At 62.3% G+C, this 25,919-nt stretch carries 17 protein-coding genes and 2 pseudogenes; 7 read left to right on the forward strand and 12 right to left on the reverse strand.

Features of this window, described 5'->3' with window-relative positions; translation table 11 throughout:
• Positions 1–2 precede the first annotated feature (2 nt).
• The 4 genes from JWN03_RS25895 to JWN03_RS25910 are packed head-to-tail and all read right to left on the reverse strand — an operon-like array spanning position 3 to position 4,855.
• Complete coding sequence (locus JWN03_RS25895; protein WP_297620243.1) at positions 3–1,658, reverse strand: AMP-binding protein; 1,656 nt, start codon at positions 1,656–1,658, stop codon at positions 3–5.
• Complete coding sequence (locus tag JWN03_RS25900) at positions 1,655–2,404, reverse strand: TenA family transcriptional regulator (protein WP_297620246.1); 750 nt, start codon at positions 2,402–2,404, stop codon at positions 1,655–1,657. Before JWN03_RS25900 ends, JWN03_RS25895 begins: the two co-directional genes overlap by 4 nt.
• Positions 2,401–3,612 carry a cytochrome P450 gene (locus JWN03_RS25905; RefSeq protein ID WP_297620248.1) on the reverse strand — a complete coding sequence of 404 codons (1,212 nt, stop codon included), beginning with the start codon at positions 3,610–3,612 and terminating at the stop codon, positions 2,401–2,403. The genes JWN03_RS25900 and JWN03_RS25905 overlap by 4 nt, the downstream gene beginning before the upstream one ends.
• Positions 3,613–3,634: 22 nt before the next feature.
• Positions 3,635–4,855: a cytochrome P450 gene (locus JWN03_RS25910; protein WP_297620251.1), complete on the reverse strand. Its 1,221-nt coding sequence runs from the start codon at positions 4,853–4,855 to the stop codon at positions 3,635–3,637.
• Positions 4,856–5,541: 686 nt separating this feature from the next.
• On the opposite strand from JWN03_RS25910, the gene JWN03_RS25915 reads away from it, so the two are divergent.
• Positions 5,542–6,444: a LysR family transcriptional regulator gene (locus tag JWN03_RS25915; protein WP_297620254.1), complete on the forward strand. Its 903-nt coding sequence runs from the start codon at positions 5,542–5,544 to the stop codon at positions 6,442–6,444.
• A gap of 55 nt (positions 6,445–6,499) precedes the next feature.
• On the opposite strand, the gene JWN03_RS25920 is transcribed toward JWN03_RS25915, so the two are convergent.
• The 6 genes and pseudogenes from JWN03_RS25920 to JWN03_RS25945 all read right to left on the reverse strand — a co-directional run bounded on the left by JWN03_RS25920 (position 6,500) and on the right by JWN03_RS25945 (position 11,057).
• Entirely contained in the window at positions 6,500–7,984 is a 1,485-nt protein-coding gene (locus tag JWN03_RS25920) for a DHA2 family efflux MFS transporter permease subunit (RefSeq protein ID WP_297620257.1), read from the reverse strand.
• Positions 7,985–8,030: 46 nt separating this feature from the next.
• Positions 8,031–9,143, reverse strand: coding sequence for a citrate synthase 2 (locus JWN03_RS25925; protein WP_297620260.1), 1,113 nt, complete (start codon positions 9,141–9,143; stop codon positions 8,031–8,033).
• 337 nt (positions 9,144–9,480) lie between these two features.
• Complete coding sequence (locus tag JWN03_RS25930) at positions 9,481–9,609, reverse strand: hypothetical protein (RefSeq protein WP_297620262.1); 129 nt, start codon at positions 9,607–9,609, stop codon at positions 9,481–9,483.
• Between the two features lie 114 nt (positions 9,610–9,723).
• Positions 9,724–10,158 (reverse strand): annotated as a pseudogene (locus JWN03_RS25935) (hypothetical protein); the annotation flags it as partial.
• Positions 10,158–10,313: pseudogene (locus tag JWN03_RS25940) on the reverse strand (transcriptional regulator); the annotation flags it as partial. The pseudogenes JWN03_RS25935 and JWN03_RS25940, both read right to left, overlap by 1 nt.
• Positions 10,314–10,463: 150 nt before the next feature.
• The gene (locus tag JWN03_RS25945) at positions 10,464–11,057 is read right to left on the reverse strand and encodes a hypothetical protein (protein WP_297620265.1); all 594 of its coding nucleotides are present in this window, start codon (positions 11,055–11,057) and stop codon (positions 10,464–10,466) included.
• 451 nt (positions 11,058–11,508) lie between these two features.
• Here JWN03_RS25945 and JWN03_RS25950 point away from each other — a divergent pair, with 451 nt between their 5' ends.
• Entirely contained in the window at positions 11,509–11,709 is a 201-nt protein-coding gene (locus JWN03_RS25950) for a hypothetical protein (protein ID WP_297620268.1), read from the forward strand.
• On the opposite strand, the gene JWN03_RS25955 is transcribed toward JWN03_RS25950, so the two are convergent.
• Together JWN03_RS25955 and JWN03_RS25960 are read right to left on the reverse strand one after the other, a co-directional pair.
• The gene (locus JWN03_RS25955) at positions 11,710–12,471 is read right to left on the reverse strand and encodes a helix-turn-helix domain-containing protein (protein WP_297620270.1); all 762 of its coding nucleotides are present in this window, start codon (positions 12,469–12,471) and stop codon (positions 11,710–11,712) included.
• 970 nt (positions 12,472–13,441) lie between these two features.
• Positions 13,442–13,894, reverse strand: a complete 453-nt coding sequence (locus tag JWN03_RS25960; RefSeq protein ID WP_297620272.1) for a hypothetical protein — start codon at positions 13,892–13,894, stop codon at positions 13,442–13,444.
• Positions 13,895–14,217: 323 nt separating this feature from the next.
• Here JWN03_RS25960 and JWN03_RS25965 point away from each other — a divergent pair, with 323 nt between their 5' ends.
• The 5 genes from JWN03_RS25965 (at position 14,218) to JWN03_RS25985 (ending at position 25,788) form a co-directional block, all read left to right on the forward strand.
• On the forward strand, positions 14,218–15,498 hold the full coding sequence (locus JWN03_RS25965; protein WP_297620274.1) for a hypothetical protein: 1,281 nt from the start codon (positions 14,218–14,220) through the stop codon (positions 15,496–15,498).
• 205 nt (positions 15,499–15,703) lie between these two features.
• Positions 15,704–16,348, forward strand: a complete 645-nt coding sequence (locus JWN03_RS25970; protein WP_297620276.1) for a murein transglycosylase — start codon at positions 15,704–15,706, stop codon at positions 16,346–16,348.
• A 222-nt stretch (positions 16,349–16,570) separates the two neighbouring features.
• Positions 16,571–23,020 carry a PA14 domain-containing protein gene (locus tag JWN03_RS25975; protein ID WP_297620278.1) on the forward strand — a complete coding sequence of 2,150 codons (6,450 nt, stop codon included), beginning with the start codon at positions 16,571–16,573 and terminating at the stop codon, positions 23,018–23,020.
• Positions 23,017–23,322, forward strand: coding sequence for a hypothetical protein (locus tag JWN03_RS25980; RefSeq protein ID WP_297620281.1), 306 nt, complete (start codon positions 23,017–23,019; stop codon positions 23,320–23,322). Before JWN03_RS25975 ends, JWN03_RS25980 begins: the two co-directional genes overlap by 4 nt.
• A gap of 864 nt (positions 23,323–24,186) precedes the next feature.
• The gene (locus JWN03_RS25985) at positions 24,187–25,788 is read left to right on the forward strand and encodes a DUF6301 family protein (RefSeq protein ID WP_297620284.1); all 1,602 of its coding nucleotides are present in this window, start codon (positions 24,187–24,189) and stop codon (positions 25,786–25,788) included.
• Positions 25,789–25,919: the final 131 nt, after the last annotated feature.

Consider the following 25,919-nt stretch of genomic DNA (forward strand, 5'->3'; position numbering starts at 1 on the left):
ATTCACCCGGCATTCAACGTCGGCGACACGACCGCAGCAGCGTGACGCAACCACACTTCGCGCCGTCGAGGCTTTCCGCTGGTGGTCATCGGCAACTCACCCGGATCCAGCTGCAGCCACCGCAATTCCGCGGCATCGCCGAGGATGCCGGTCAGGATCTCCTCGATGGTGTCGCGCTCGGCAGGTTCAAGGGCGAACTCCGTCGCCACCGCCACCACCGGCTGCTCTCCTGATGCGGAGCCAACCACGCACGACCGCCGAAACAGGCTGGGCCGCAGGATGTCCACCAGCTGGCCTTCGAGGTCCTCCATGTGGATGGACTCACCGCGGACCTTGATCGAATCGCCGATGCGACCCACCACATACAGTTCGTCGTCGTGCACGAATCCGCTATCTCCGGTCCGCAGCCAGCCGTCGACTCGATCGGTGTCGAGCGAGCCATCTTCGGTGGAGTAGGACTGCGCGACCGATTCGGCGCGCACCCACACTTCACCAACCGATCGCTCAGTCATGGGTTGCTGCTGCAGGTCGCGAATGCTCAGCTCTACCCCTGCCAGTGGTGTGCCGCAGCTGACCAGCCATCCGGCCCGAAGTGGTTGTGCACCACTGATCTCGGCCTCCTGACCGATCGCCACGCGACTGCCGAACGGCACGGCGGTGCGGCCGAGGTCAACGGCGCGAGTGATCTGGCCGGGCCTCACACCAGTGACGGCCAGGGTGCCTTCCGCCAGCCCATAGGCCGGGGTGAGTGCGGTGAACTTGAAGCCGTGGGGCTCGAGGAGCGCGCCGAATTGTGAAATCGAATCCAGTTGCACGCGTTCCGCGCCACTGATCACCGAACGAAGCGAGGAGAAGTCGCAGCCTTTCAGCTGCTCGGGCTGCACTCGCTTGACCACCCATTCGAAGCCGAAGTTGGGCATGAACATCACGGCGAAGGGTTGGCGTCCGTATTCGAGTAGCCAGCGCAGCGGCTCGCGCACGAAATCGCTGGGCGACATCATCTTGTGCTCTGCCTGAACAGTGACCGGCGACAGCATGCCGCCGATCAGCCCCATGTCGTGATACAGCGGCAGCCACGAGACGCCGACGTGGTCGCCGAGCGCCAGCCATTCGCGGATCATCGCGAGGTTGGCTTCTACGTTGTCATGGGTAATGCGAAGTCCCTTGGGGTTTCCTCGCGACCCCGAGGTGAACTGCATGATGGCGGTACCCGTGTTCGGGGTCGCCACCGAACCGGCGCAAGAGCTCCAGCCCGGTTCCAGAGCCTTCACCACACGGCCTGAGGAATCGAACGCAGCGCTTAGGGTTTCGCGGTAGCGCGGCTCGGCGACGAAGTGTCGCACGCCGCCCACGCCAGCAATGCCGGCGATGAACGGCGCATATCCGCTGCTGCCGCCGAGCGACTTGGGCGCGGGTAGCACGGTCGGGATGGCCCCGGCCCAGAGGAGACCGAAGAAGCTGAGAATGAATTCCGGGCTCTGTCCCAGCACCACGGGGACGACTTCGCCGGATCCCACTCCGGCGCTTCGGAATTCAGCGGCCTTTGCGCGCACGCCCGCGGCGAGTTCGGCGTAGGTGAACCGCTCCCAGCGCTCGCCTTTCCAGAAGCTGAGCCCTCGATCGGTGACCGGGCTGTCGATCCATGCGGTGAGCGTCATCGCGCTGCTCCGCTGTCGCTGGTCTGCACGGCGATGGCACCGGTAGCGACCCCATAGTAAAAGTCCTGCAGTGCTTGCCACTGCGCGATGCCTTCGCGCACCACGACCAGTGCTTCGGTCTCGAACTCCGGTGCCTCTGTGGCATATTTGGCGATGAGCTTGCGCGCGCCCTCGGAGTGGTGGACGTCGACCTCACCGTGCACCGAGAACCATTCGGCGTCGTGGTCGCTAATCCCGAGCGTGCTGGTCAGGTGGTCGAACATCTTCTGAGCGGCGGCCGGTGTCTGACGTTCGTTCACATAGAACGCGAGCAGACCGTATACGAAGTTCTTGTCGCGGCAGACACTCATGATGTAGTCGATGAACCGGCCCACCTGCGGGGCCATACGGTCGCGGTCGAAATCCGCGTCCTGAGCGCCAATGGCGCGGGCGAAGCGGGCCATGAGCCGGTAGTGGGCGTCACTGCCGTCCTCGAGGGTGGTCTCCTCGGCTATGAGCTGGCCCATCTGCCACTGACGCACATCCTCGTACGGACTGATCGAGTGGATGGCAGAGAAGCCGCGATTTTGTTCGTAGGTCTGGAAGTACTTCTGCACCGCCCAGTCGCGCAGGCCGTCACTGCTGACGTCACCACCCAGCAGCGAGCGGGTGAAAGAGTGCTTCACGTAACCTGATTCGTCGATGACACGGTCGATTTCGGCGAGCGTCGCCGCGACCGGTGTTGCGGTTTCCTTGAGCGCAGTCATCTGGTCTTGACCTCCAGCATCGAATACGACCGCATGGCGAAGCGGTCGCCCTGTACGGGTTCTGACAGCAAGCTGATTCGGGGATAGCGGGTGAAGATGCGGTCGAGCGCGATCTCGGCTTCCATGCGCGCGAGCGCCGCGCCCATACAGAAGTGGATGCCCGAACCGAAAGCCATGGATTTGCCTTCGTCACGAGTGATCGCGTACTGGTCCGGGTTGGGGAACTGGCGTGGGTCGCGGTTGGCTGCGCCGATCATTCCCATAACCCGTTGTCCAGCAACGAATTCCACGCCTTCGTACGTGAACTCTTTAGTGACCAGTCGCCCGACGTACTGGACGGGCGAATCCCAGCGCACCGATTCGGCAATGGCTCCTGCAGCAAGCTCAGGCTGCTGCAGCAACAGCTGCAACTCGTCGGGATTGCGTAGCAGCGCGACGAGAGTGCTGCCAATCGTGCTCGTCGTCGTCTCGTGTCCGGCGGCGAACAGGAAAACCACGTTGCCGATAATCTCGGCGCGAGTGAGTCGCTCACCGTCGGCTTCTGCCTCCAGCAGCGCGGATATCAGATCGTGCCCGGGCTGTCGGGCCTTCTCCTCGACAATTTGCCCGAACAGTTCGAGAAACCAACTGGAAGCAGCTTCGGCAGCCTCAAGCTGCGCGTCCGAGATCAAGGGATCCAGCAGCGGCACCAGCGCCGAGGAACGGACCTTCGCTGCGTCATGGAGGTTCTCGGGCACGCCCAGCATGCGGCAGATGACCTTCACCGGCAGCCGGTCGGCAACTGCGCGGATGAAGTTGTTGTCATGTTCGAGGTCGTCGAGCAGGCTGTCGACCACGTCGCGGGTGTAGGCGCGCAGGGATTCGACCCGTCGTGGAGTGAACGCTTGTGCAAAGATCCGGCGCAGGCGCGTGTGGTCCGGCGGGTCTTTGTAGAAGATCCAGTCCACCGACACCCGGTCCACTCCCCCGCCTTCGGTGAAGTTGCCGAAGAAGCGCATTTCATCGCCGCGCCCGAGATTGTTCGAGCGCAGCAGGTCGTCGAGCTCGCGATATCCCGAGATCAACCACGCGTTCAGTTGGGGATGGAAGAAGATGGGCGAGTGCGCTCGCAGCTTGTGATAGTGGGGATACGGATCGCGCAGAAAGTCTTGCGTGAACGGGTCGAAAACGTCTGCGGCGCTTCGATCGTCTTGGTTCACCTGTGCCATCGGCACTCCTTGCGAATAATTGTCACAGTGCGACCCGTAGTGAGTTCAGGCCGCGAACGAAGAGGCTTCGGTTCCAGTCCGGCTTTTCGTCGACCACCTGAGGGACCCCGAATCGCCGGAAATATTCACGGAATACGACCGACGCTTCAGCCCGCGCGAGCGAGGCGCCCAGGCAGAAGTGGATGCCGCCACCGAAGCCGAGATGCGACCTCGCATTCTCACGGCGCACGTCGAATCGGTCACCGTCGGCGAAGACCAGCGGATCGCCGTTCGCGGCCTGCTGCAGGACCACCACCATGTCGCCCTCAGAAATCTGCATGTCGCCGACGACGACCGGTTCGTGGGCGATACGCGAGGTAGTCCGGATCGGGCCCTCGTAGCGCAGCACTTCCTCGATGGCGTTGGGCATCAGATCGGGTTCGGCCACTAGCGTCTCTACTGCGTGCGGGTTGCGCGCGAAGGCCAACAGCCCGTTGCCGATCAAGTTCATAGTGGTCTCGTGGCCGGCCCACACCAGCAACATGAGGTTGGCGATCAGGGCTTGGCGGCCGCTGTCGGTTCTGAAATTCGGGTTGCCGAGGACCAGCTTCGAGGTGATGTCATTACGTGGCGCGCGCCGCCTGTCGTCGATGAGATCGGATAGATAAGCAGAGAAATTCTCGACGGCTCGCCCGCACTCGAGCAGAGCGTCGGCCGACACCCCGGGTTCGAACAGCCGGACCAGATCTGAGGACCAGCGCTTGAAGGCGGCGCGGTCACCGCCGCGTACCCCGAGAATCTCGCAGATCACCAGAATCGGGACCTCGTAGGCCAATGACGGCATCAGATCGACCGGTTGATCGGCACCCTGGATCGCTGTCATCGCGTCGGCGACGACGGCCTCGATAATGGGATCGAAGTCCTGGATGGCTCGCGGCGTGAAGGTCGCCGCGAACGCCGACCTGATCGGAGTATGGTCCGGCGGGTCGAGCTGCGACATCCACTTCCGCAGCATCGCGATCGGCGCACGGCCTTCCGGCCCCAGCTGTTCTTCCATCAGATCCCAGTAGCCGGCCTTCCCGAAGGCCTTGTGGTTCCGGACTATCCGATTAGCTTCGTCGTGACCGGTGACCAGCCAATATTTATTGGGAGGAAATGCCGAGCTCTGAACTATCCGTCCCAGATCCCGCATTTTCACATACAGCGGCCGAGGATTGTCGAGATAAACCTCGTCGAACAGATGCGCCTCGAGGTTTTCAGCCATCAAACAACTCCGTAGATAGTGGGAGCACCATGCCGACACCAGAACATCGACCAACACCCTTGAGCCTGTCTCGTTGAGCATACGATCGAGACGGTCATTGTTTCCAAGACTAATAATCGATACCCGGTATACCGATCCGCCTATGCCCCCGCAGCCGATCCACCAAACATGAATCCCTCAATCGGAAGTAAAGCAAAAGTAAACTCACATCGACACAATGTGAGTAGTTAGCAAAGGTAAGCCTTCCCAAATATCTAGCAGCTTTTTCCCGTAAAATACCCATGACCAGCAGATATGTTGGGCTGCAACCCTTTTCAAAGACGCCCGCTTTGATCGTGCGCGCCTGCTGAGTCCGGGGCGGTGACCTGGGTCACCGCGTGCGTGAGTGGACATCACTGGATCGACTAGCTACCTTTCCACATACGAGGGTACGAATCGGGGGGTTCTCAAGCAGTAGCTGCAAAAATCTTCACATCGGCGGACGTCACGGTGCCGATCCTTATACAAACGCGGGGATGGTTCTCTGCATAGGCCGACCTATCTACACGGCTGCCAAAAGCAAATTTATTTCAAGATTCTCGCAGGACCCCATGAGGGCTATCCTGCGATTTCGCACGCGAAAGAGATGGTTTCCCTTGCCTGCAAATCTGACATGTTCGGATACTGAGGGTATCGATGAAATCGCAATGCGGCATCTTCGCTACTTCTTGACGGTCGCGCGGGAGGGAAGCGTGTCGGCGGCAGCGCGCGAGTTGCGGATTGCGCAGCCGAGCCTGAGTCAGCAGCTTCGCAAGCTCGAAAGGCGTGTCGGCGCCGATCTCTTCTATCGGACAGCGCAGGGCCTGAGCCTGACCGCTGCTGGTCGTCGATTCCTCGAGACCATCGAAGGCGTTCCGGCCTTGGTCAAATCGGCCGCCGAGGCCGCGGCGCTCAGTAGGCAGTCGTTCACGATCAGCGTCTGCAGCGGCATGACCCTCGAGCTCGTCGACTCGGTTCGCGAAGCCCTGCTCGGCCACCCGGGATCGCCGCACAGCTCCGCGCATCCTCCTTCGCTGGACCTGCGAGTAGCCGATCCCGAACGAATGGCGAATCTGCTCGAACACGGTGAGCTCGACTTCGCGATCGTTCGTCTGCCACTGCGGAATCCACGCATGCTGATCGCGCAGATCGCCGACGAGGAGCTGGGGATTGCGGTCGGCAAACAACATCCCTTCGCGACGCGGGCCAGCGTGTCCATCGATGATCTGCAAGCACACCGGCTCCTGCTGTTCGACCTCGAGCAGCATCAGGGCTGCACCCGCGCCCTGCTGACACAACTTGAGACGCTCGGCTGGTCTCCGGAAGTGGTCCACGCGAACATGAGCCAGCCGATCCTGGTGCAGCACGCCCTGCATAGTTCGACCGATCTGGTGTCGCTTCGACCACGTTCGATCACCACAACCGATCGAACGCTGTCGTGGGCTCGCATCGAGGGCACACCGCAACTCCGCGAACGATTCGGCCTCATGGCATTACAGTCGGCCTCCCCAGCCAAACTACTGCTAGCCGCCTCCAACCGGCGCGGCTGGCCACTCTCAATCGGCAACTAGACACCCGCGGGAGATCCCGGACGGAATCTCCCGCAGCGATTACGTCGTTCCGGGCCTACGCCGTGGCACCGGCTTCCAGACCGGTGTCCACGCTCGACGTCTCACCGTCGGCAGCGCTCGCCTGACGTTCGAGCATCGCCGACGCCAACGCACCGACTGCCAGCAGCAGCACCGGCAGCCAGGCGGAGTCACGGATTGCGGAGCACAACCCGTCTCGGGCTTGGGCTGACAGCTGTGTTCCCGTCCCAGAACCGGTGGCCGCAAAGGCGTGAAAACCCTTGGACACCATCAAGGTCGTGATGAGAGCGCTCGTCGCGGCGCTACCGAGCACTGCGCCGGTCTGCCGGATCGTGTTGTATACGCCCGATCCCGCACCAGCCAGTTCCAGGGGGAGGTTGCGGTTGGCGATGGCCGGCAGCGGCGCCCAAATACAGGAATTCGCCGCACCCATCACCGTGAGGGGGATCAGGAGCATCGGCACCGAGGTGTCGGGCCGCAGCACCGCGGCGAACCACAGCATCGCAATAGCGTAGAGAGCGAACCCGAGACCGGGTACCACCCGTGGGTGGAGCCGATCGGCGAGCTTCCCCATGAGCGGGGCCAGCATTCCGGTGATCACCGCCAGTGGGGCGAACACCAGACCAGACTTGATCGCCGACATCTCACGCACGGTCTGCAGGTAGAGGAATCCCGACAGCGTCAGCCAGGTGATCGAGGCGCCCATCATGCTGATGCCAAGATTAGACAACACGAAGTTGCGGTCGCGGAACAATCGGAGCGGCATCAGTGGTGCCCGGTTGCCATCGCGGGCCTGATGCAGCACGAAGGCCACCAGCACCACGAGGCCACAGACGATGATGGACCACGTACGCGCCGACCAGTCGTAGCTGTTGCCCTGCTGAATTCCGTAGACCAGCAACAACACTCCCGCCGAACTGAGCACCACCCCGGCCACGTCGTTGCGTTTGTCGCCGGGAGGGAAGCTCGGCACGAGCACCACGGCAAGGACCAAACCGATGAGTCCAATCGGAACGTTGACAAGGAAGATCCACTGCCAACCCAGGCTATCCACTAGGAAGCCGCCCAGCACCGGTCCAACCAGCGAAGCGAGTCCAGCGACACCGCCCCATAGGCCGAGTGCCGGGCCACGCTTGTCGGGAGGGAACGTCCGGGTGATGACCGTCATCGTCTGCGGTGTCATGATCGCCGCACCCAAGCCTTGGAAGGAACGCGCGACGATCAGCTCGTTGATGCCGGTAGCCAGACCACACGCCAAGGAAGCTAGTGTGAACAACACCAACCCGGCCAGATACAGATTCTTGGGCCCGAACCGGTCCCCCATTCGACCGGCTACCAGCAATGGAGCGACATAGCTCAGCAGGTAGGCACTGGTCACCCAGATAACACCATTGACGTCTGTATGCAGATCCACCAGAATTGCCGGATTCGCCACGGCGACAATCGTCATATCGAGGGTGATCATGAAGAACCCCACGACAAGCGCATATAGTGGTGGCCACGGACTTTTTTCGTCGCGCATTAACTCGCTCTATCTATGATTATGTCCAGGAATCCATGTCTACGTTCTACGAAACGACGGATTCCCACCCTTCGACGTCACGTATTCCTCGGGGCGATTCCCCTTGATAGTCTGCCGCCGGACGAACCAGCTTACCCAATCGCTGTTGTTCGAGAATATGGGCACTCCACCCCGCCGTCCGCGCGCAGGTGAACATCGCGGGCATCATCTCCGTCGGCACACCGGCGAAGTCGAGAATCACGGCTGCCCAAAATTCGACGTTGGTTTCGATCGGATGATCTGGCCTGCGTTCCCGTAATTCCGTCAATGCCGCATCCTCCAGCGCGAGTGCGGCCTCATAGCGTGGAGCGCCCAACTCCTTCGCTGCGGCGCGGAGGATGCGGGCACGCGGATCCTCCGCGCGGTACACCCGATGCCCGAAGCCCATCAACCGCTCCTTGCGATCCAACAGGCCGCGCACCAGAGCGCGCGGATCCGTCGTCTCCGCAGCCTCGATCATCGGCAACACCCGGGCAGGGGCGCCCCCGTGCAGCGGACCACTCATCGCCCCGACCGCGCCCGACAACGCCGCAGCCACATCCGCGCCGGTCGAGGCGATGACTCGCGCCGTAAAGGTGGACGCGTTCATGCCGTGCTCGGCGGCAGACACCCAGTACATGTCGATCGCCTTGATGTGTTGGGGATCCGGTTCCCCTTTCCATCGAGCCATGAACTTCGAGGTGAGAGTCTCATAGCCGTCCAAAACATGATCAGGAACCGCCGCGAGACCGTCTCCCCGGGCGGCCTCGGCCACATACGCCAATGCCCGCGCCGACGATTCCGCCAGTTGAGAACGTGCAGCGTCACAATCGATGTCCAGCAGCGCCCGATAACCGCAGGCCGGCGCGAGCATGGCCAGGCCAGCCTGTACGTCCGTACGAATATCGCCGGAAGGAGATGCCAACGCGAGCGGCTCCATGGCCATGAGCGTGTCGCCAAACCTACCGTCAACCAACAGCGCCCAAACGTCGCCGAAGGTGATTCCGGAAACGATCAGATCGTTTACATCCAACCCACGATAACGAAGAACACCCCCATTCTTGTCGGGCTCAGCAATTTCTGTTGTGAATGCCACAACACCTTCGAGCCCAGCGGAAGTATTCGAGACAGGAGGAGTCATGATCGCCACCCTAACCAGATGACGACACAAAAAAGAACAGCAGTCGAACCGGCAACAGGCATCTGTGCGTTACATCACACAAGAATCCAGCAATTATAGGTCCTAAGCTATATCAACCCATCGCCGATTGCTAATATCTCACACCACCAACAGGCGATCCTCTACTAGCAATTTTAGAGCCTCCGTCCACAAAAGGCGCTACAGATACGGAATATATACACCCCTGGATCTGAACGAACGGCGACGCCTGCACAGCGAACTTATCCAAGCGACACAACGTCAATCGCATCGGATAACGTTCCAGAATCAATGCCACAGAATACGGTGAGATTACCCGCTAATCCAGTTTCTTCTGGATGCGCTGTTGCTCGGCCAGTTTCCGGATTGTTGGCTGCGGATCGGATTCCCGATACAGCCGCACGGCCCGCGCCTTCAACTCATCTGGGTACTTCTTCGGTGCTGCCACGAATGACTCCTTCCGGTCCTATCGGACCACAGTGAGCCCTCCGAGAAAGCGGGAACCTCAAGCCGCTGGCCGTCATTCCCTCCGGGCTGCCGATCGGTGAGGTCATGGAGCGCCCGGCATAGATCCAAGCCGAGTACCCCGGAGCAGAGGTCCGCCGTGGCACACGAAACAAGTGGGAAATCTGGCCTGCTCGACGCCGAGCAAGCCGCGGATCGACTCGACGCTGGCGTAGGCGCCCAGCGCGAAGAACGAGAACGCGATGACCCGCAACGCGGCCTTTTCCCGCTTCTCCGGATCGCGGCCGGCGAACTGCCACGCGACCGCAGCCGCCGAGGACACCTCGATCACCGAGTCCAGACCGAACCCGATCAGCGCGGTGGAGGAGGCGCGGGCGCCCTCACTCAACGCGATGACGGCCTCGATGACGTTGTAGGTGATCGTGGCCGTGACGAACCAGCGGATCCGTCGCGCCAGCAACGCTTTTCGCTGCGGTGACGCCCCAAGCGTGAGTGCCGCGGGCAGTGACGGCATTCCCAGGGACTGCGACATCAGCAGCACTCCTCGGAACCCGACGCCGGGCAGCAGGCCGGATCCACGGCCAGCACGAGACCGGTGAGGTCGTCGAGTACGCGCCCGATCCGTGGGTCAGCGAGTTCGTAGCGGGAGCGGCGGCCTTCGGGCACCGCGACGACCAGGCCGCATCCGGGGCGTCGGCGCGCAGGATCGCGCTCGCTGTCGCCCGTCGCGGTCTGAGGCCAACTCACCACAGGCCGCGCAGTCCGATCATCCCGGTTGTTGCTTACGCGCTGGTGCTGGAGGGAATTCTCTGAGGATGTGGGCTGTCGGATGGTGGGTCAGAAGCCTTGGGGGTCCTCCGGGTGCAAGCCAGGACCGTACGGCGTGTAAGTCGGGGAGGGGCGGAAGTAGGCGCCAGATTGCTTGATCCATAACAGGATCAGGGTGGCAAGGCCCACTAGCCAGGTCAAGACGGCGAGGATGGTGTCGAGCGTGGTGCTGCTCGACGTGATGATCACCGTGTCCAGCATGCTGAGTGTGTTCAGGCCGAACAGGACGCTGCCGGTGATGCGTGCCCAGTTCTTTCCGGCGCGGGTCGCGAAGGCCATCCAGATCCACAACCCGATGGAGATCAGGGAGATGGCGGTGCTGAGCACGTATGCGACGGTGACAATCGTATCGAGTTGGCTGTCGGTGAAATGCCCCTTGCCATGGGTGGCTGCTGTCTGGTGTGCGTGCGATAGCTGAGTGAAGCTGTACAGCAGACCGATCAGGCTGAGCGACGCACCGGCTAGCATCGAATAGAAGGCGTAGGTCACAGTTTTCGGCGGCGTCGCCTTGTCGGTCGCGGGCCCGCCGGGATACGGCTGTCCCGTCCCGAACGGCTCGTAGGTGTACTGCCCCGGGCAGGGCGGGTACTCATCGCTCGTCATCTTGGCTCTTTCTCGACCGCCCGACGCAACCTGGGTATGTCATCTCATCACAATCGATCGCCGAACCCATTGCCGCGCAACGCCCCAAGCCGCGACTCACCGTGCGAATGAGGAAGCATCGGATACCCGAACCAGATCCGGCACGGTGGCTGGTCTGTGGAACTAGCGCCCCAGTGACTGCGCTGATCGAATCTCCGGCTACTGTCCGAAAACCAACTGGCCGAGGCTATCTCGGCTTTCAGTAACCCATTGAAATCAGCGTAAAGCTCTCCGCATCAGGCGGTTCGGGTTGTCCACTCCACAGTCTGGCTTCAGTCAGTGCACGTATTCGCTCTTGCCTCTTCCACGCCGACCACACGGGTCTCGGAAGTGGCCAAGCCGAGCACCTTCCAGGCGGCTGCCTGGATTGAACACGCATGCCGAATGCTCCTCTGTAGGACATGCTTTCACGATGACCGGCATGCTGGATCGCTGGGATCCGATGGATTCGGTTCCACCGGACCACGACCGCTTCATCCCCGACGATGGTACGAAGTGGGCGGAGAAGCGCTGGCGCAACGTGTCCGGTCTTATCTACGCCGGACAGGCCGATATCTGTTGGGCCGGCAGGTATTGCGCGCCGCGGTCCACGGGAACCTCAATCGCCAGCTGATCAGTCGACCGGCTTGCGACGTCTGACAAGCTGAAGTTGCTCGTAGGGGCGCATCGTCTGGACCGGGCGCAGGAACCGGTATGTGTACTGGTCGTTGGCGCCGGTGTGCGGATTTCGGACCAGTACCAGGTCGGCGCTTGTTTGTTCCTTGGTCAGATCAGTGTGGAAGAACCGTGTGAAGTCCCGGGGCGATTGCGCGTAGCAGAAGTTGAAGATCTCATCGAGCCGCTGCTGTGAGACCAGCCCCGGTCCCATGACACGGAGAAGAAACACCAGGCGGGTTGCGGCGGCCTCCCAGTTGGCAAGCAAATCGCGTGCGGGTCGGGTCATGACCCACTCGACCAGGTTGGTGGGCCGCGAGGAGGTGGGTTCGGCCGGAATCAGGCTGGGCACGGCCCGGCGTGCGGCGTTGTTGGCCGCCAGGATGTCCAGGTTCGGGAAACTGAGGTAGTAGGCCGGTGCTGTGACCATTTCCAGATGGTCCAGATCGTCGTCGCTGATAGCCGGCGGCCAGGTGCCCACTTGCAGGGTGTCGAGGTCCGCCAGCACGAGCGAGGTCACCTTGCGCTGCAACCAGTCCGGTAGATCCAGCGCGCGGCACCACGCCACCAAGCTTTCCGGGCTCGGATTACGCAAACCTGCCTCCCACTTCCGCAACGATGACACCGTCGTCAACGCGGCGACGGCTAGCTCTTCCTGGGTCAGCCCCAGCGCTTCCCGCTGACGCCGCAGGTACACCCCGACCTCGGGTCGATCGCACACCCAGGTCGTCGGGCCGGTTCTGCGGCGCTGCTGTGCCGGTGGGACCGGGCGCAAGTGTTGCGGGGCAATCGATCTCGGATCGGTGCTGGTGAGTAATGGTAGGGCATTCTGCACGGCCAGCCTCTCTTACAATCTCACGCGGAGCCTGGCATCGGTGGGGGACTGCCGAATGTTCGGTCTATTGCATGTGACGGCCCCCGTCTGGCGAATTCATGGCGACGCAATCTAACTTTGAAAAGAAACATATACGCAGACGATGTGAAACATGCACTGTTAAGTGCATCACACTCGATTGTCGGGCATCGCTGACTTTTTGATAGTCGGGGCGAGGATTCGTCTGCCATGGGGTTGGTTTCACCACTACCCGGGCGCTCGCACAGTCGACTCGGCACGCGCCCTGGGGCCCTTTGGGTTGCCCCCTTTCGTCCCGCGAAGCTGGCAATTCAAGCTAGCCGAAGCCTGGTTAAATGCACGTGGCTTGTCCGATTTGTCGGGTTATTGCCGACGGTCAAGTCGGCGAACGAGATGGCGGAGATAACCGTGACAAGAAGTGTCACTACCTGCTCTGCGCTCGGGCATTAGTAGTGTGGCTAGCAAGGCAAAAACTTTCCTGACCAGTGTTTTTTCTGCAGCGGATGTGTGCCACGGCCTCGTCGTGGACCCGCTCTCAACTGACTGTTGCCCCTTGATTGCTGTGTGCAGCAATACGTTTGGCGACGCTCCTAGCTTGCGCCCGAATGTCTGCTGCGTGCTGACAGTTGAGCCTGATCGAAGAGGATCGTCCCGGACCTCTGGTATGGGTTGCCACAGATTCACTAATGTTTCCGGGGTTTCGGATCGGCAGGTTTGCCTAACTTGCGTCCTGCGTACTCGCGTTGCACAGTTCTGCTCATGACGAGATCCTGTGAAGCAGCTGAGAGGGCAATGTGAGGCTGGTTCAGCTGCATCGCTGAGCTGTTGTTTTTCGGGGTCAGCCGCGACTACCCAGGACGGGTGTAAGCGGCAAGTAATCGAACGCGTTGCCATTGATTTGGCGCGTATCCCAGGAAGTGTAGGCGTTTCCTGCGCGGGGCAATTCTGTGCTGCGCAATTCAAGTCCGTGCCGGCGGCAGTGCGGTTCCCATTTGTCTGATGGGCCGTTTGTCCTCAGGGTCGGATTCATCATGAAGGGGTTGTCGATGTGTAAGTTCAATATTGTCCGCCGGGGCGTTATCGCAGCTGTTCTGATCAGCTCCTTCACGGTGCCGGGTGCGGTCGCAGCTGCGCAGTCTGTTGCCGTGACACCGGCGGGCGGCAACGGTCCCGCAGCCGAGCTGATCGATGCGAACACGAACAATTCAGGGCAAACCGATCCCGCTGCTCCCAACTCGGGCCAGTCCGGATCCTCAAGCGGTGGCTCCTCTTCGGGCGGATCGTCGTTCACGGGCCCGTCGTTCAACGGAGGCTCCTCCGGCGGATCACTCAGCACCGGCTCGGCGGCTGATCTCCTCGGCCGCGCCCTCCACGGTGTGGTGACCGGTTCCTGACATTCGCTGACATCGCTTTCGGCGGGGTCGCCACGACGTCGTCGACGGGCGTGGCGGTGAGCGAATCTTTCCAACGCCCTGGGCTCCGCCGGATCTGTATCCGCCGACCGACCGCAAAGTCGGCGAGCTCAGGTCCCTGATGGCAGCGAAAGCCGTTGCTGCGCACCGGTGCCGGACAGAAGTTCATTGCGGGGAAACTACCGAAAACTGGTGGAGAGTCATGAACAGCATCGAACCCAACCGAGACGATCACGCCTCCTCCGGAGGCGCCGACCTCGTTCCTCTGGACGGTAGCGAGGTCGCTGTGCCGGAGACGACGGACTACATCGCCGTTCCCGTGCAGGCACACGGTGGCATCGATCCCGAGGCGCAAACGGAGTTCATTGCCGTCCCGGTCAGCGCGGCCGATGATTCCGGTGCCACCGGGTTCGTCTCCGACGACGCGTATATGGACGCAGTAACCGAGATCATTGTTCTCCCGTACGACCTGGCCGCTGCGGGCGTCACCTCATCCGCTGAGGTCGACAACCCTGGTGGCGCAGGCGATCTCGAGGACGACGCCGATGCTGTGCACCCCGGATCGAGACTGGCAGCGCTCTGGCAGCGGGCTGTCGGCTTCGTCGCTGAGCGTGACCTGCGCAAGCAGCTTCCGCGTGTCGGTGCGATTGCCGCGCTGCTTTCCTTGGTCATCGGGGGTGTATTCGCCTTCCAGGCGAAGGGTGACGACCGGGTCGGCAACGTCATGGCGTCGGACGATTCGATGTCCTCCAGCACCGACGAGTTGACCACCCAGCTCGGGCCCTATTCGACTGCGGACCTGTCGAGCACCTTCGCGACACCGTCCGATGCACCCGTCCCGACCGACATCGCCTCCACCGATGTCGGCCTGCCGCCCGCGCCGGGCGGCACCGATACCGGTGTGCCATCCACGGACATTCCGCCTACCACCGACACCTCGGTCACGGACACCTCGACCATCGCCCCGGAGACCATGACCACCACTACTACGACCACGACAGACCAGCCCACCGTGTCGGTCAGTGGGAGTTTCTCGGTGCAACTCCCACCGTGGACGGGCCTCAACCAGGATCCGGCGACCACGACCACGACCACCGTGACGGTATTCGTCCCGACGTCCGACTCCCTCGCCACGACGCCCCCCGTGACCACGACCACGACGCCGCCTGCAACCACGATGGCCCCGGTAACTACAACACCTCCGGTGACCACGACAGCCCCGGTGACCACGGTGCCTCCGGTGACTACAACGGCGCCGGTGACCACAACTTCTATCAACCCCAGCACGACCCCGCCACCGACGAACTCGTGCAGTACGACGCCGCTAGTGGCGAAGACAACGAAACCGACAACGTCACAGCCGACGATCTCCCGTCCACCGTCCACCACCCCACCGCGGCCCTCGACCACCACCAAACCGCCTGCATCGAGCAAGCCATCCACTACCCCGGCCAAACCGACCACGACCCGCCCCTGCGGGTAGGTGGACGGGTTGAAAGATCGGTTGTCACAGTGAAATTCGAGAAATGATGGCGAAATCGAAAACCTTACCGCGACCCGGCCCGCGCACGAAGGCCACTGCGGGGTCCTGGCTGCTGGCGGTGGTCCTGGCGGCGGGGACCGGCGTTGGCTGCGGTGCGCTGGCACATCGAGTCCCTGACCCAGCACCTCCCGGATCCGGGGGAGCGATGCCGGTGATTCGGCTGGATGCGGTGGAGAACAAACTCGACCAGCTGCACGACTGGGCCAAAATACATGCCGACGAGCACGGTATCCCGGTGCGGGCGGTGCAGGCCTACGGGTACGCGAGCGTGGTGATGGCCAAGGCCCAACCGGGCTGCCATCTCGGCTGGACCACCCTGGCCGGGATCGCCCGCGTGGAAAGCGACCACGCCCGCTTCGGCGGCGCCACTATCGACGCCGACGGGCAGGTACGTCCACCCATTCGCGGGGTCGCACTCAACGGCACTGGTGGCAACGCTGTGATCGTCGACCCCGCAGCGACTTCCCATTCGCAGCGACCGGTGTACGCGCGCGCGATGGGGCCGTTCCAGTTCATCCCCGACACCTGGCAACGCTGGGGTGCCCACGCCGGCACGGACTACCAAACTCTGGCGACGGCAATACAGAACGGCAAACCCGTCAGCTCCCCAGAGCTGACGGGCAGCCCGGACAACATCGACGACGCCGCACTGGCGGCAGGGCGATATCTCTGCGCCTCCGGCGGTGACCTGGCCACCGCTCGCGGGTGGCGGCAAGCGATCTTCGCCTACAACCACTCCACCGCCTACGTCAACCAAGTACGCAACACCGCAACCGGGTACGACACATGACCTGATCACCCACCGCGCACTCGACACGAATAACTGCCGTGCTCGAGAACCCAAATTGATGATGGCTGTACCACCTGGCGCTGAAGATCGACTTCCGGCGTCGATGCCGGCAACCGGAAATTCGGACTGATTCCATCAGCATATTTCGGGCTTTAGTGCCCTCGACCTGATCTTTTGATTCGGCTAGTCCCGCTGTGCGGGGCCGACATTTTTGTGGGAGACATGATTTCTCGGTTATGGCGAAGCGTGTGGAAGTACACGCGTTCGCGGCCGTGGCTATTTGCCGTGGCCGGTATATTGATTTTGGCGTTGACGGCGCAGACAGTGCACGTGATGGTGACACCGACAGCGGCGAGTAAACACACGATCGATGCCGCACGGAATCTGCCACTGCTCAAACCGGTCGACAGTGCGGAACCGTTGAAGGATCAGTCCGATCAGAAGGGCCAGCAGGGTGATTTCACCCCGCTGATAAAAGGCACTCAGACTGCCTTCGATCCGAAGACTTCGAAGGAATCGGAGCGGTCGGACAAGTCGATCGCGTACGTCAACAAAAATGGTTCGCATTCGGTGGTGCTGTCGCAGACGCCGATGAGCGTCGCCGACGGGCACGGCGGCTGGGCGGCAATCGACACCCGAGTCGTGGACAAGCCCAACGAAAAAGCCGGCGTCGTGCGAGACGGTGCGCACACCCAGTTCGCGCCTTACGCCGACGACCCCAAGCTCCTGGAGGTCGATTCCGGTCAGGCACCCGTGTCACTGGCGCTCGACGGGGCCAAGAAGGTCAAACGGGCCGTCAAGGACTCCACGGTCACCTACTCCGACGTACTGGCAGGCCAGGACCTGACGTACACGGTAGAACCGGGTGCAGTCAAAGAAGCATTGATCATCAAGAACGCCAAGGCCGTTGGTGACGGCAAGTGGACGTTCACCCTCAAGCTCGGCAACGGATTGACCCCTCAGCTCAAGGGCGACGAGGTTGTCATCACCGACGCCAAGGGCGAGCAGGTGGCGGCATTCCCGGCGATCGCTGTCTTCGACTCTGCGAACAAAGACAGCAAAGACAAGGCGAAGACCGCTGCGCACACCGGTGGCAAGTATGCCCTGGTACGCAAGGGTGATGCGTGGACGCTGTCGGTGTCGGTCGACAAGGGCTGGCTGACCGACAAGAAGCGGGTCTTCCCGATCACCGTCGACCCGACCTACACCTACGGGTTCGGTACCGGCGCGTCATCGTTCGCATACAGCTCCGACGGTGCCACCTCATGCCAGAACACGTGCGGGATCGCCGTCGGCAACTCACTGCCCAACGGCCAGAACCTGTTGTGGCGGTCCGCTTTCCGGTTCGACTTCTCACCGGTGGCGGGGAAAACGGTCGTGGGCGCACGACTGGACTTTCAGCAGACCGGCACGACCGGCACCCCTAACCCGTTCACCTCCACTGTTTCTAAGGCCGCTAACCCCCTCGGGTACAACGCGGCCGGCATCGCGCTGGCATCCGGGCCGATCGGTGCTACCGGCACGATGCAGTCACAGGCGCTGACCGATTTCGTCACTGCCGCAGTAGCCGCCAACGACCCTAATGCCTGGTTGATGCTGACCGGTAGTGAAACCAGTGACTTGTCGTACAAGCAACTGCAGGTCCGGCTGATACTTGACTACGGCACCGCACCACCGGCTTCGGCACCAGCCACTCCGGTCGATAACGCGGTGATGGCATCCCTCACACCGACGTTGCAGTCCTCAGCGGTGTCGAACCCCTCTGGAGATGCGACACAGTACTGCTTCAAGGTCTCGACCGGGATCGATGGCCGCTCGGGCAGTGTCGTGGATTCGGGATGCCTGGATACCCCGTCGTGGACGGTCCCGAAATATGTGCTCCATGACGGTGGCAGCTACACGTGGACCGTCGATACCGCGATCAAAGGCGGGGTGACCGTGACCCCGGCGCAGTGGGTGCGCCACTTCCGGGTGGATCAAAGGATCGGAGACCCGGGGCCGGTACCGATCGATGACGCGGGCCCGATGAGGGTGAACCTGTTCAACGGTAACGCCCATACCGAGGTCAGCGGCCCCGGATTTGCGGCGGTGGGCGGCAGCGCAGGGGTGAAGTTCGCCTATAACTCCCAGGCCGGTGAAGCGCACGGCATGCGGGCGTCGTATTTCAACGATCCCCAGCACAACGGCACTCCCGGTAACGCGCCAGTGCTCGTGCGCAACGAGTCTCAGGTGAACCTGAACTGGTCGAATCCGCTCGGGAGTTCGAATGGGAACTTGAATCCGGGTGCATTGGAATCTCGAACGCGCCCGCCGGCGTTGGCACCGGACTATTACGTTGTCCGGTGGGAAGGTTATTTCCAGGCCACCTACGCGGGGAACTACCAGTTCACGGGTGTGAATATCGATGGCGCGCGGATTTGGGTGGGCAACACCCTGGTCTACGATCATCCCGACCGTTTCAACGCCGACCCGTTCCAGCTTGGGTTGAATGGCTGGTCGAACCAGATCGCGCTGCAGCAAAACCAACGAGTCCCGCTCAAGGTGGAGCTCTACCACAAATCGATGGACCCTGCGCTGATGCAGCTGTGGGTACAGACCGACCCAGCCCGGCCCCAGCTGGTGACAACCGACTCGCTGTTCCCACAGGACACTTCCCCGCTACCGGCGGGCTGGACACTGGGCACCCCTGGCAGTGGCTACACCCACGCCGAGTTGCTTGATGGTGCCGTGGTGCTGACCGACACGTCCGGTGGCGTGCATTCGTGGGTTCGCACTCCGGGCGGCTACGCGCCGCCGCCGGACGAGGACGGCGTGCTTGCCTTCGACGCGGCTGGCCAGATCTCGGTGACCGAGAGCGGTGCGGTGTCGCTGTTCAACGCCGATGGCACCCTCGCAGCGGTGTCCTCGGTGTTGGACAGCAAGAAACCTGCTTCGCTGCAATACGTCTACTCGGGCACTCCACCACGACTGACACAGATCAAAGACCCGGTCTCGAGGCGCGCACAGACCCTGTACTACAACACCGATAACAGCGATTCCTGTTACGGCGGTGCGTCCAAACCAGCAGGTGCCACGAGTGCGCCGCAGGGCAAGTTGTGCCGGATCGCATACTGGGACGGTACCGAAACCCGTTTGTGGTATGACAGGCTGACCTTGTTGCGGATCGAGAACCCGGGCGGAGAGGTATCGGACTTCGGGTACCTGAAGATCCTGGAGCAGAAGGTCTGCCACCCCAACCCCACCAAGGGGAAGCCCGACATTTGCACGACCACGGACGCGGTGGAAGACCGCGACGGCCCCCACGGGCCGCTGGTCAAGTTCCGCTCCCCGCTTATCAATGACTGGATAGCGGCTCAGCCGCCGTTTTCCCTCACTGCCGGCGTTGAGACCGACATCAACTACAACCTCACTGCCGACATTCCTGGTAACGCGGACTCCGAGAAGGAGAAGAAGCAGCGAGTCACGTTCGTTGCGCTGCCGCAAACCGGGACGGGGTTCCCGCTGGCAGCTCGGGCTCAGCATTCCTACGGCTACGACTTCGTCGGCCACGTGGCTTACGTGAACGTAGCGGGCTTGAGCCCTCAGAGCGGGTACGTCCGCAAGGCCACGATGGACGATTCAGGTCGCACACTGACCAGCACCGATGCTTTGGCGGCCACGACGGCGACGGAATGGGTCCCAGGCAAGGACCTGCCACAAGCCGTGATCGACACGGCGGGCCGACGGTCGACCACGATCTATGACCACGCCGATCGCCCGACCGATACCTACGGTCCCGCACCTGCGGCGTGTTTCACCGGGCAGACGCCAACGTCGGTGTGTGCGGCGTCGATACCTCACAATCACACCGATTACGACCAGGGCATGGCCGGGTTACAGGCGGCGTTCTACGACAACCCGTTCCTGTCAGGGGCCCCGAAGCTATGGGCGACTGGCGTCGGCACCGCTGATGGGACACTGTCGGGGGCCTGGACCAACGCCGCACCGGTGACGAACAGCGGTGGCTGGTCGGGCCGGTTCACCGGCGAGATCCAATTCCCGGCTGCTGGCGACTACCCGATCGGGCTCACTATCGTTGATGGGGTGCGGTTGTGGATCGACGATGGCCTACTGATCGACTCCTGGAGCGACAAAGCCGTCACCACCGCCGCTGGCACATACAGCAACGGCTCTGCCGGCAGCTGGCATCGAATCCGAGTCGACTACTACAACCACTCCGGCACCTCGGGTGCGCTGAACCTCACCTGGACCCCGCCGGGCTCGTCGACGGTGACTGTACCGGGGCAGAATCTGGCACCCCGCTACGGGTTGGCGACTGGTGCGCTCACCGACGATACCTCCGGCGGCAGCACCGAACGCGCGCCGTCCACGCACCTTGCTACAGGTTTCTCGGATTCGGGCGCGGGGATAGACCCGGTGTTGGGGTTGCCGGTGTCGGTCACTGCGGACGCGGGCGGGATGAACCTCACCGCGAAGCATACGTACGAAAAGCCGGGCGACGGGTATCTGCGCGGCCTTGCCGGTGCGTTGCCCGCCGGTGATATCGGATCTCCCGACAAGCGGGTCACCAACACTCTGTACGGGGACACAGAGACCCGGGCGAACCCGTGTGATGCGAACGCACCGGCCGCGATTCAGGGCGGCCTGGCCAAGACCGTCACCGGAGCGACACCCGCCAGCGGCCTGGCCGTGACCAGCGAAAAGGTTTACGACACCGCCGGACGCATCGTGGCCTCCCGGATCGGTAACGGCGACTGGGCGTGCACCAGCTACGACGCCCGCAGCCGCGTGGTCAAACAGACCTACCCCACCTTCGGTGGGCAACCCGCCCGCACTACCGCCACCGACTATGCGGTGGGCGGGGATCCGCTGACCACGAAGGTGACCGACGCGTCCGGATCAATCACCACAGCGATCGACCTACTCGGGGAGCCGCTGAAATACACCGATGCCTCCGGTGTCGTGACCGACCGTGTCTACGATGCGGCGGGGCGCCTTACCAAAAACACCGTCACAGTCAAGGGTACGGCCAGCGTGACCACCTACACCTGGGATGACGTGTCGCACCTGACATCGATTGCCCTCGACGGCAATTCGATCGCCACCCCCAGCTACACCAACGCTGGTGAACTGGCCAGCGTCGCGTACGGCAACGGATCTCGGCTCGACTCACTGAACCGCAACGATTCCGGTGTACCGGCCGCGCTGACCTGGAAAACGTCGCAGTCCACAGTCGTGGACTCGGTGACCCGATCCCGCAGTAATCGGATCACCGACGATACGACTACCGCGGACGGCAAGGCCGTTGCCAATTACGCCTACACCTACGACGCCGTCGGCCGCCTGGTCGCAGCGACGGTTCCACACCACCAACTTACGTATGGGTTCGACCGCACCAACGGATGTGGCCCCGCCACCGGTGCCGGTGCAAACACAAACCGCACTTCGTTCACCGATGTACGCGATGGGGGAAACCCCGCGGTCACAGCCTACTGCTACGACAACGCCGATCGGCTGCTGTCGACTACCGGCGCAACTGCCCTGTCGTTGACCTACGATGTCCACGGCGACACGACCCAAGTCGGAGGCGACCAACTCGGCTACGACGCCACCGACCGCCATGCCTCCACCAAAACCACTGCCGGGACACTGATCTCCTACGGATATGACCCGGCCAACCGATTGATCACTCGTAGCGTGACCGGGGCGGCGCAGTCAGCGAACAACACCACCACCCACTACGGATTCACCTCGTCCTCAGATAGCGCCGATGTCATTCTCGACGCCAGCGGTGCGATGGTGCAGCGGATCCTGAAACTTCCCGGTGGGGTGCTGCTGACAGTGAACGTAGCCCAGTCGACCGCCGGAGGCGGGTGGCCGCCGACGACAACCCATCCAACGACATGGTCGTACCCGAACCTGCACGGCGACGTCCTGTTCACCGCCGACGGCACTGCCGTTCGTTCCGCTCAGATTTATCTCTACGATCCGTACGGCCAAGACATCGACCCCGGCACGGGAGAATTCACCGATATCCCGATCGCAGCCACTGCGCAGGGCGGCATGGACTTCGGATACCTCGGCCAAAACGAACGCGCAATCGAACACCTCGCTGGCGTCCAGGCCATCGAGATGGGTGTCCGCACTTTCCTGCCAATCCTCGGCAGGTTCCTGCAAGTCGATCCGATCGCCGGCGGGTCGGCCAACGCCTACGATTACGCGTTCGCCGACCCGGTCAACAACTTGGATCTGGCAGGTACAAATGCGGGCCGTGCAGCCCTCGGAGTGCTGGGCGTAGTTGGAGGCGTGGCCGCCATGGCTACCGGAGTCGGCGAAGTAGCGTTGGGCGTCGCAGCAGTGGGTGCCGTTGTTGTAGGCACCGGCATGCTTCTCTCCGCTGATAGCGCTCAGCCGAAGCCCAATGGTAGTTTGACGCCGTCGCAAGAGAAGTCGATTAGATCGTTGGAGGCGCGAGCTAAAGAGCATCAAGAAAAACTGGATGAATACCGAGCGGATCCGTGGGGCCATGACAATCAAGGTATTCTTGAAAAGAACAAAGATAACCCGGATGTTGTTCAGAAGATCATCAATTCTCGAATCAAGCACTTAGAGCAGGAGATTAACGAATTTAAGAAGCAGGCCGATGACATCAGAAAAGGGGCGGGAAAGTGAGTCGTGAAACCGGTGGTGAAATAACGTATGAGCGCTTGATCGAAGTATTCAACGTGTTGATTGCTCATACCAAAAGCCGGTCGGTCGGTGAAACTGTTTCGATCGGAGACGACTACTTTTGGTCAGTACCGATCGCAGAGATGAATGCGGTTTCAGAGGATCCGCCAAGTCTGACAATTGGTCAGATCTCCGAATCGTGGAGCAATATCGAAACCATGCTCGCTGATGATTATGTCATTTCCTATGGTCTCGTCTGGTTCGCGGATGTTCTTCGGGCGATCGCGAAGGGTGTAAATGGATAACCTGATCGGCCAATGGAATTATTGGAGGTCGGGGCACCCTTCGCCGTCTCCTGCGCCAACACTAATTTCGGCGAATCCTCGGGGTTAATGTAGTCAGCACCAGGTTTGGTCGCTTCGGTGCTCTCCAGCATCGAAGCGACCGCCGCCGGCTCTCTTCGGGAGTCACCGACTGCATGCGCGCGCACCCGAGGATGCAGATGGCGGAGATGGGGTCGTAGGCGCGGTTCCGCGGCGCCTTCTGTGACATCTGTCCGCTGAACGGATGGCTGTGAGCCAGGCGAGCTTGCTTGAGCACTCCGTGCCTCGCCGAGGGGTCTGCCACGTCGAAAGCGGTGCCGCCCCAGAAGGGCCACAGCAACGGGGTGCCCGAGGACGTCCTGGATGCTGTCGCGCGCGCCCTTCAACTCTCACAAGCCGAACGTGAGCACCTGTTCAACCTGGCACGCGCGGCCAAGCCTCACCCACCAAATCCCGGCGCAGAACCGGCACCCGACACCAATCTGCACTGCACGACAACAGATCTCATCCTAGACCCGCTCGCCACCGGCACCCGATCCGAACAGGCGACCTCAGCGAGTTCATCTCGCGCGCACACGCCGACCCGTCAGGTCAGCACAGCAAGCGGCCGTCCCGCCCGCCTACGACCCCAGCCTCCACCCGAGTTGACGTCGGAGCGTTGACCTTTCAGCCAAGCCCCGTGGCCGATTCGAAGCGCACGACATGCGGCATGACAGTGCGTTCACAACGTCCCAGCCTGTTATGGCGCGAATGGTCGATTGTCCGGACGCCAACGCTGCGCCTGGTCCCCTTGCGGCCCACATTCGAGACGGCCGGTGGTTGAATCGGGCGCGGTAGGCTGCGGCCGTGAGTGACCTTGAGAACCCGGCTGGGAGGGAGCGCGAGTCTGCTGAGCGGGCGCTCGCGGAGTGGTGGGCGCGCAACTGGGGCCGCCCGGTGGACCTCGGATTGCTCGCCGACATCCTTCCCGTTCTGCTCCGAGCAGAGTTCGGCCGGTGGTCGCGGGCCGACATGGAACAGCTGATGGCTATCGTCGGGCGCCCCGCCACAATCGATTCCGGCGATCTCGTTGCGCAGGCTGCCGGGGCGCGACTCGTCGCCATCAAGGCAGCCAGTGCTGAGGAACGTTTCGGATTCGGTGAGTTCCGAAGTCTGGGAATGACTTTCACATGTCCGGGCGAGCAGCAGGATCCGATGTTCATCGGCGCGCTCGGTGATTGCGTTCGGCTGCTCGGCGTTCCGGATCTGGTGGGCGGCCCGGATGCTCAGGCCATCTGGCGCCGCGACGGCAGAACCCTGATTCTGTGCCGCAGATCCGAGCCTAGCGCCGTGCAACTGACCATCGAGCCAACAGCAGCACGTGATGCAGCCGACCGTGCGGTGTGGTCGCGCGGAACGTGGAAGCCGAGCTGCCGTTGGCTGGCTTGGCCGGAAGAGGACCGTCGCTACGACGTCGGAGTCATCGGATTCAAGGAACCCACCACTAGCGGCCTCGCACAATTCGAATCGGATCTCGATGCACTGTTCGATTCTTTGAATCGGGACCTGCCGCTGTTGTACCCGCATGCGACATATGTCATTTGGCAGTTAAGCATCCCGGAGCGCCCGGACTGGCTCGTGCAGGGCTGGTTCTGCGCATACGCCCAACACCGCGTGGAAATCCAAGAAGGCGGCGAACTACGAGCTCGGATGTATCCCCACGGCCCGAGCTCAGCACGCGAGATCGCCGTTGCAACCAAGGCAGCGGTCCGCGCTGGCGGCGTTGTCCATCCAGGCCGTCAATTGCGCTTCCGCGCCTGGCTGTCACCCACAACTCAAGCCCTACAAGCATTTCGGCTGGGTCTGGAGTGGGACGAGCAGGATCCGACAGCGGACGGTGCGGACCAGCAGCCCGACGACGCCGGGCCGCCGTCTGCGGGGCGGACAGGCAGCAGCGCGCAGAACCCGTTGCTGCTGCCGGCGGACTACGACGGCGCCGTGCGAATCGCCACGCTGGCCGCCGGATTCGACTGGACTTGGTACATCGACAAGGATCTACAGCGTTTCTGCGACGCCGCCGGGTGGTCGATCACCGGGTCCAACGAATATCGCGACGACCTGCGTACCGATCTGAGCATCCAATCGCGATCAGCGACAGTCGGGTTCATGAAACGAATGTTCGATGACATTTGGCTGCCCGTCACCGACCGGCTCGATGAGTCGTTGCCGTGGGAACAGCGCCGGAAAGCCCTCGCCGACACGTTCGTGGTATTCGGTGATCGCTTGATCGAGGCTCTGGGTCCACCGACCGGGCGCGAACCGGGCGAGACCGGGACCCTGCTGTGGGACCGCTACCGCGTCTGGATCAGGCTCGAAGTCGGTTCGGGAGACATCCGTCTGCATATCGTCAGCTGGGAGTGGCAGGCAGCCGCCGACGCCGAGGCGAAATACGATGCGGGTGACTGGTGACAGTCACGAGCGGCAAGACTTCCCTTGGATCGGTGTCTGAGGTTGCCGAGCAGTTCCGGCCGGAGGCAGCCGCCCTTTTCCAGGGCCGGCTGCCGCCGATTTCAGCGATACGTACGTCCGCTCATCGGCAT

Origin of the sequence: Nocardia sp. (assembly GCF_025465275.1) — a bacterium.
Lineage (GTDB): Bacteria > Actinomycetota > Actinomycetes > Mycobacteriales > Mycobacteriaceae > Nocardia.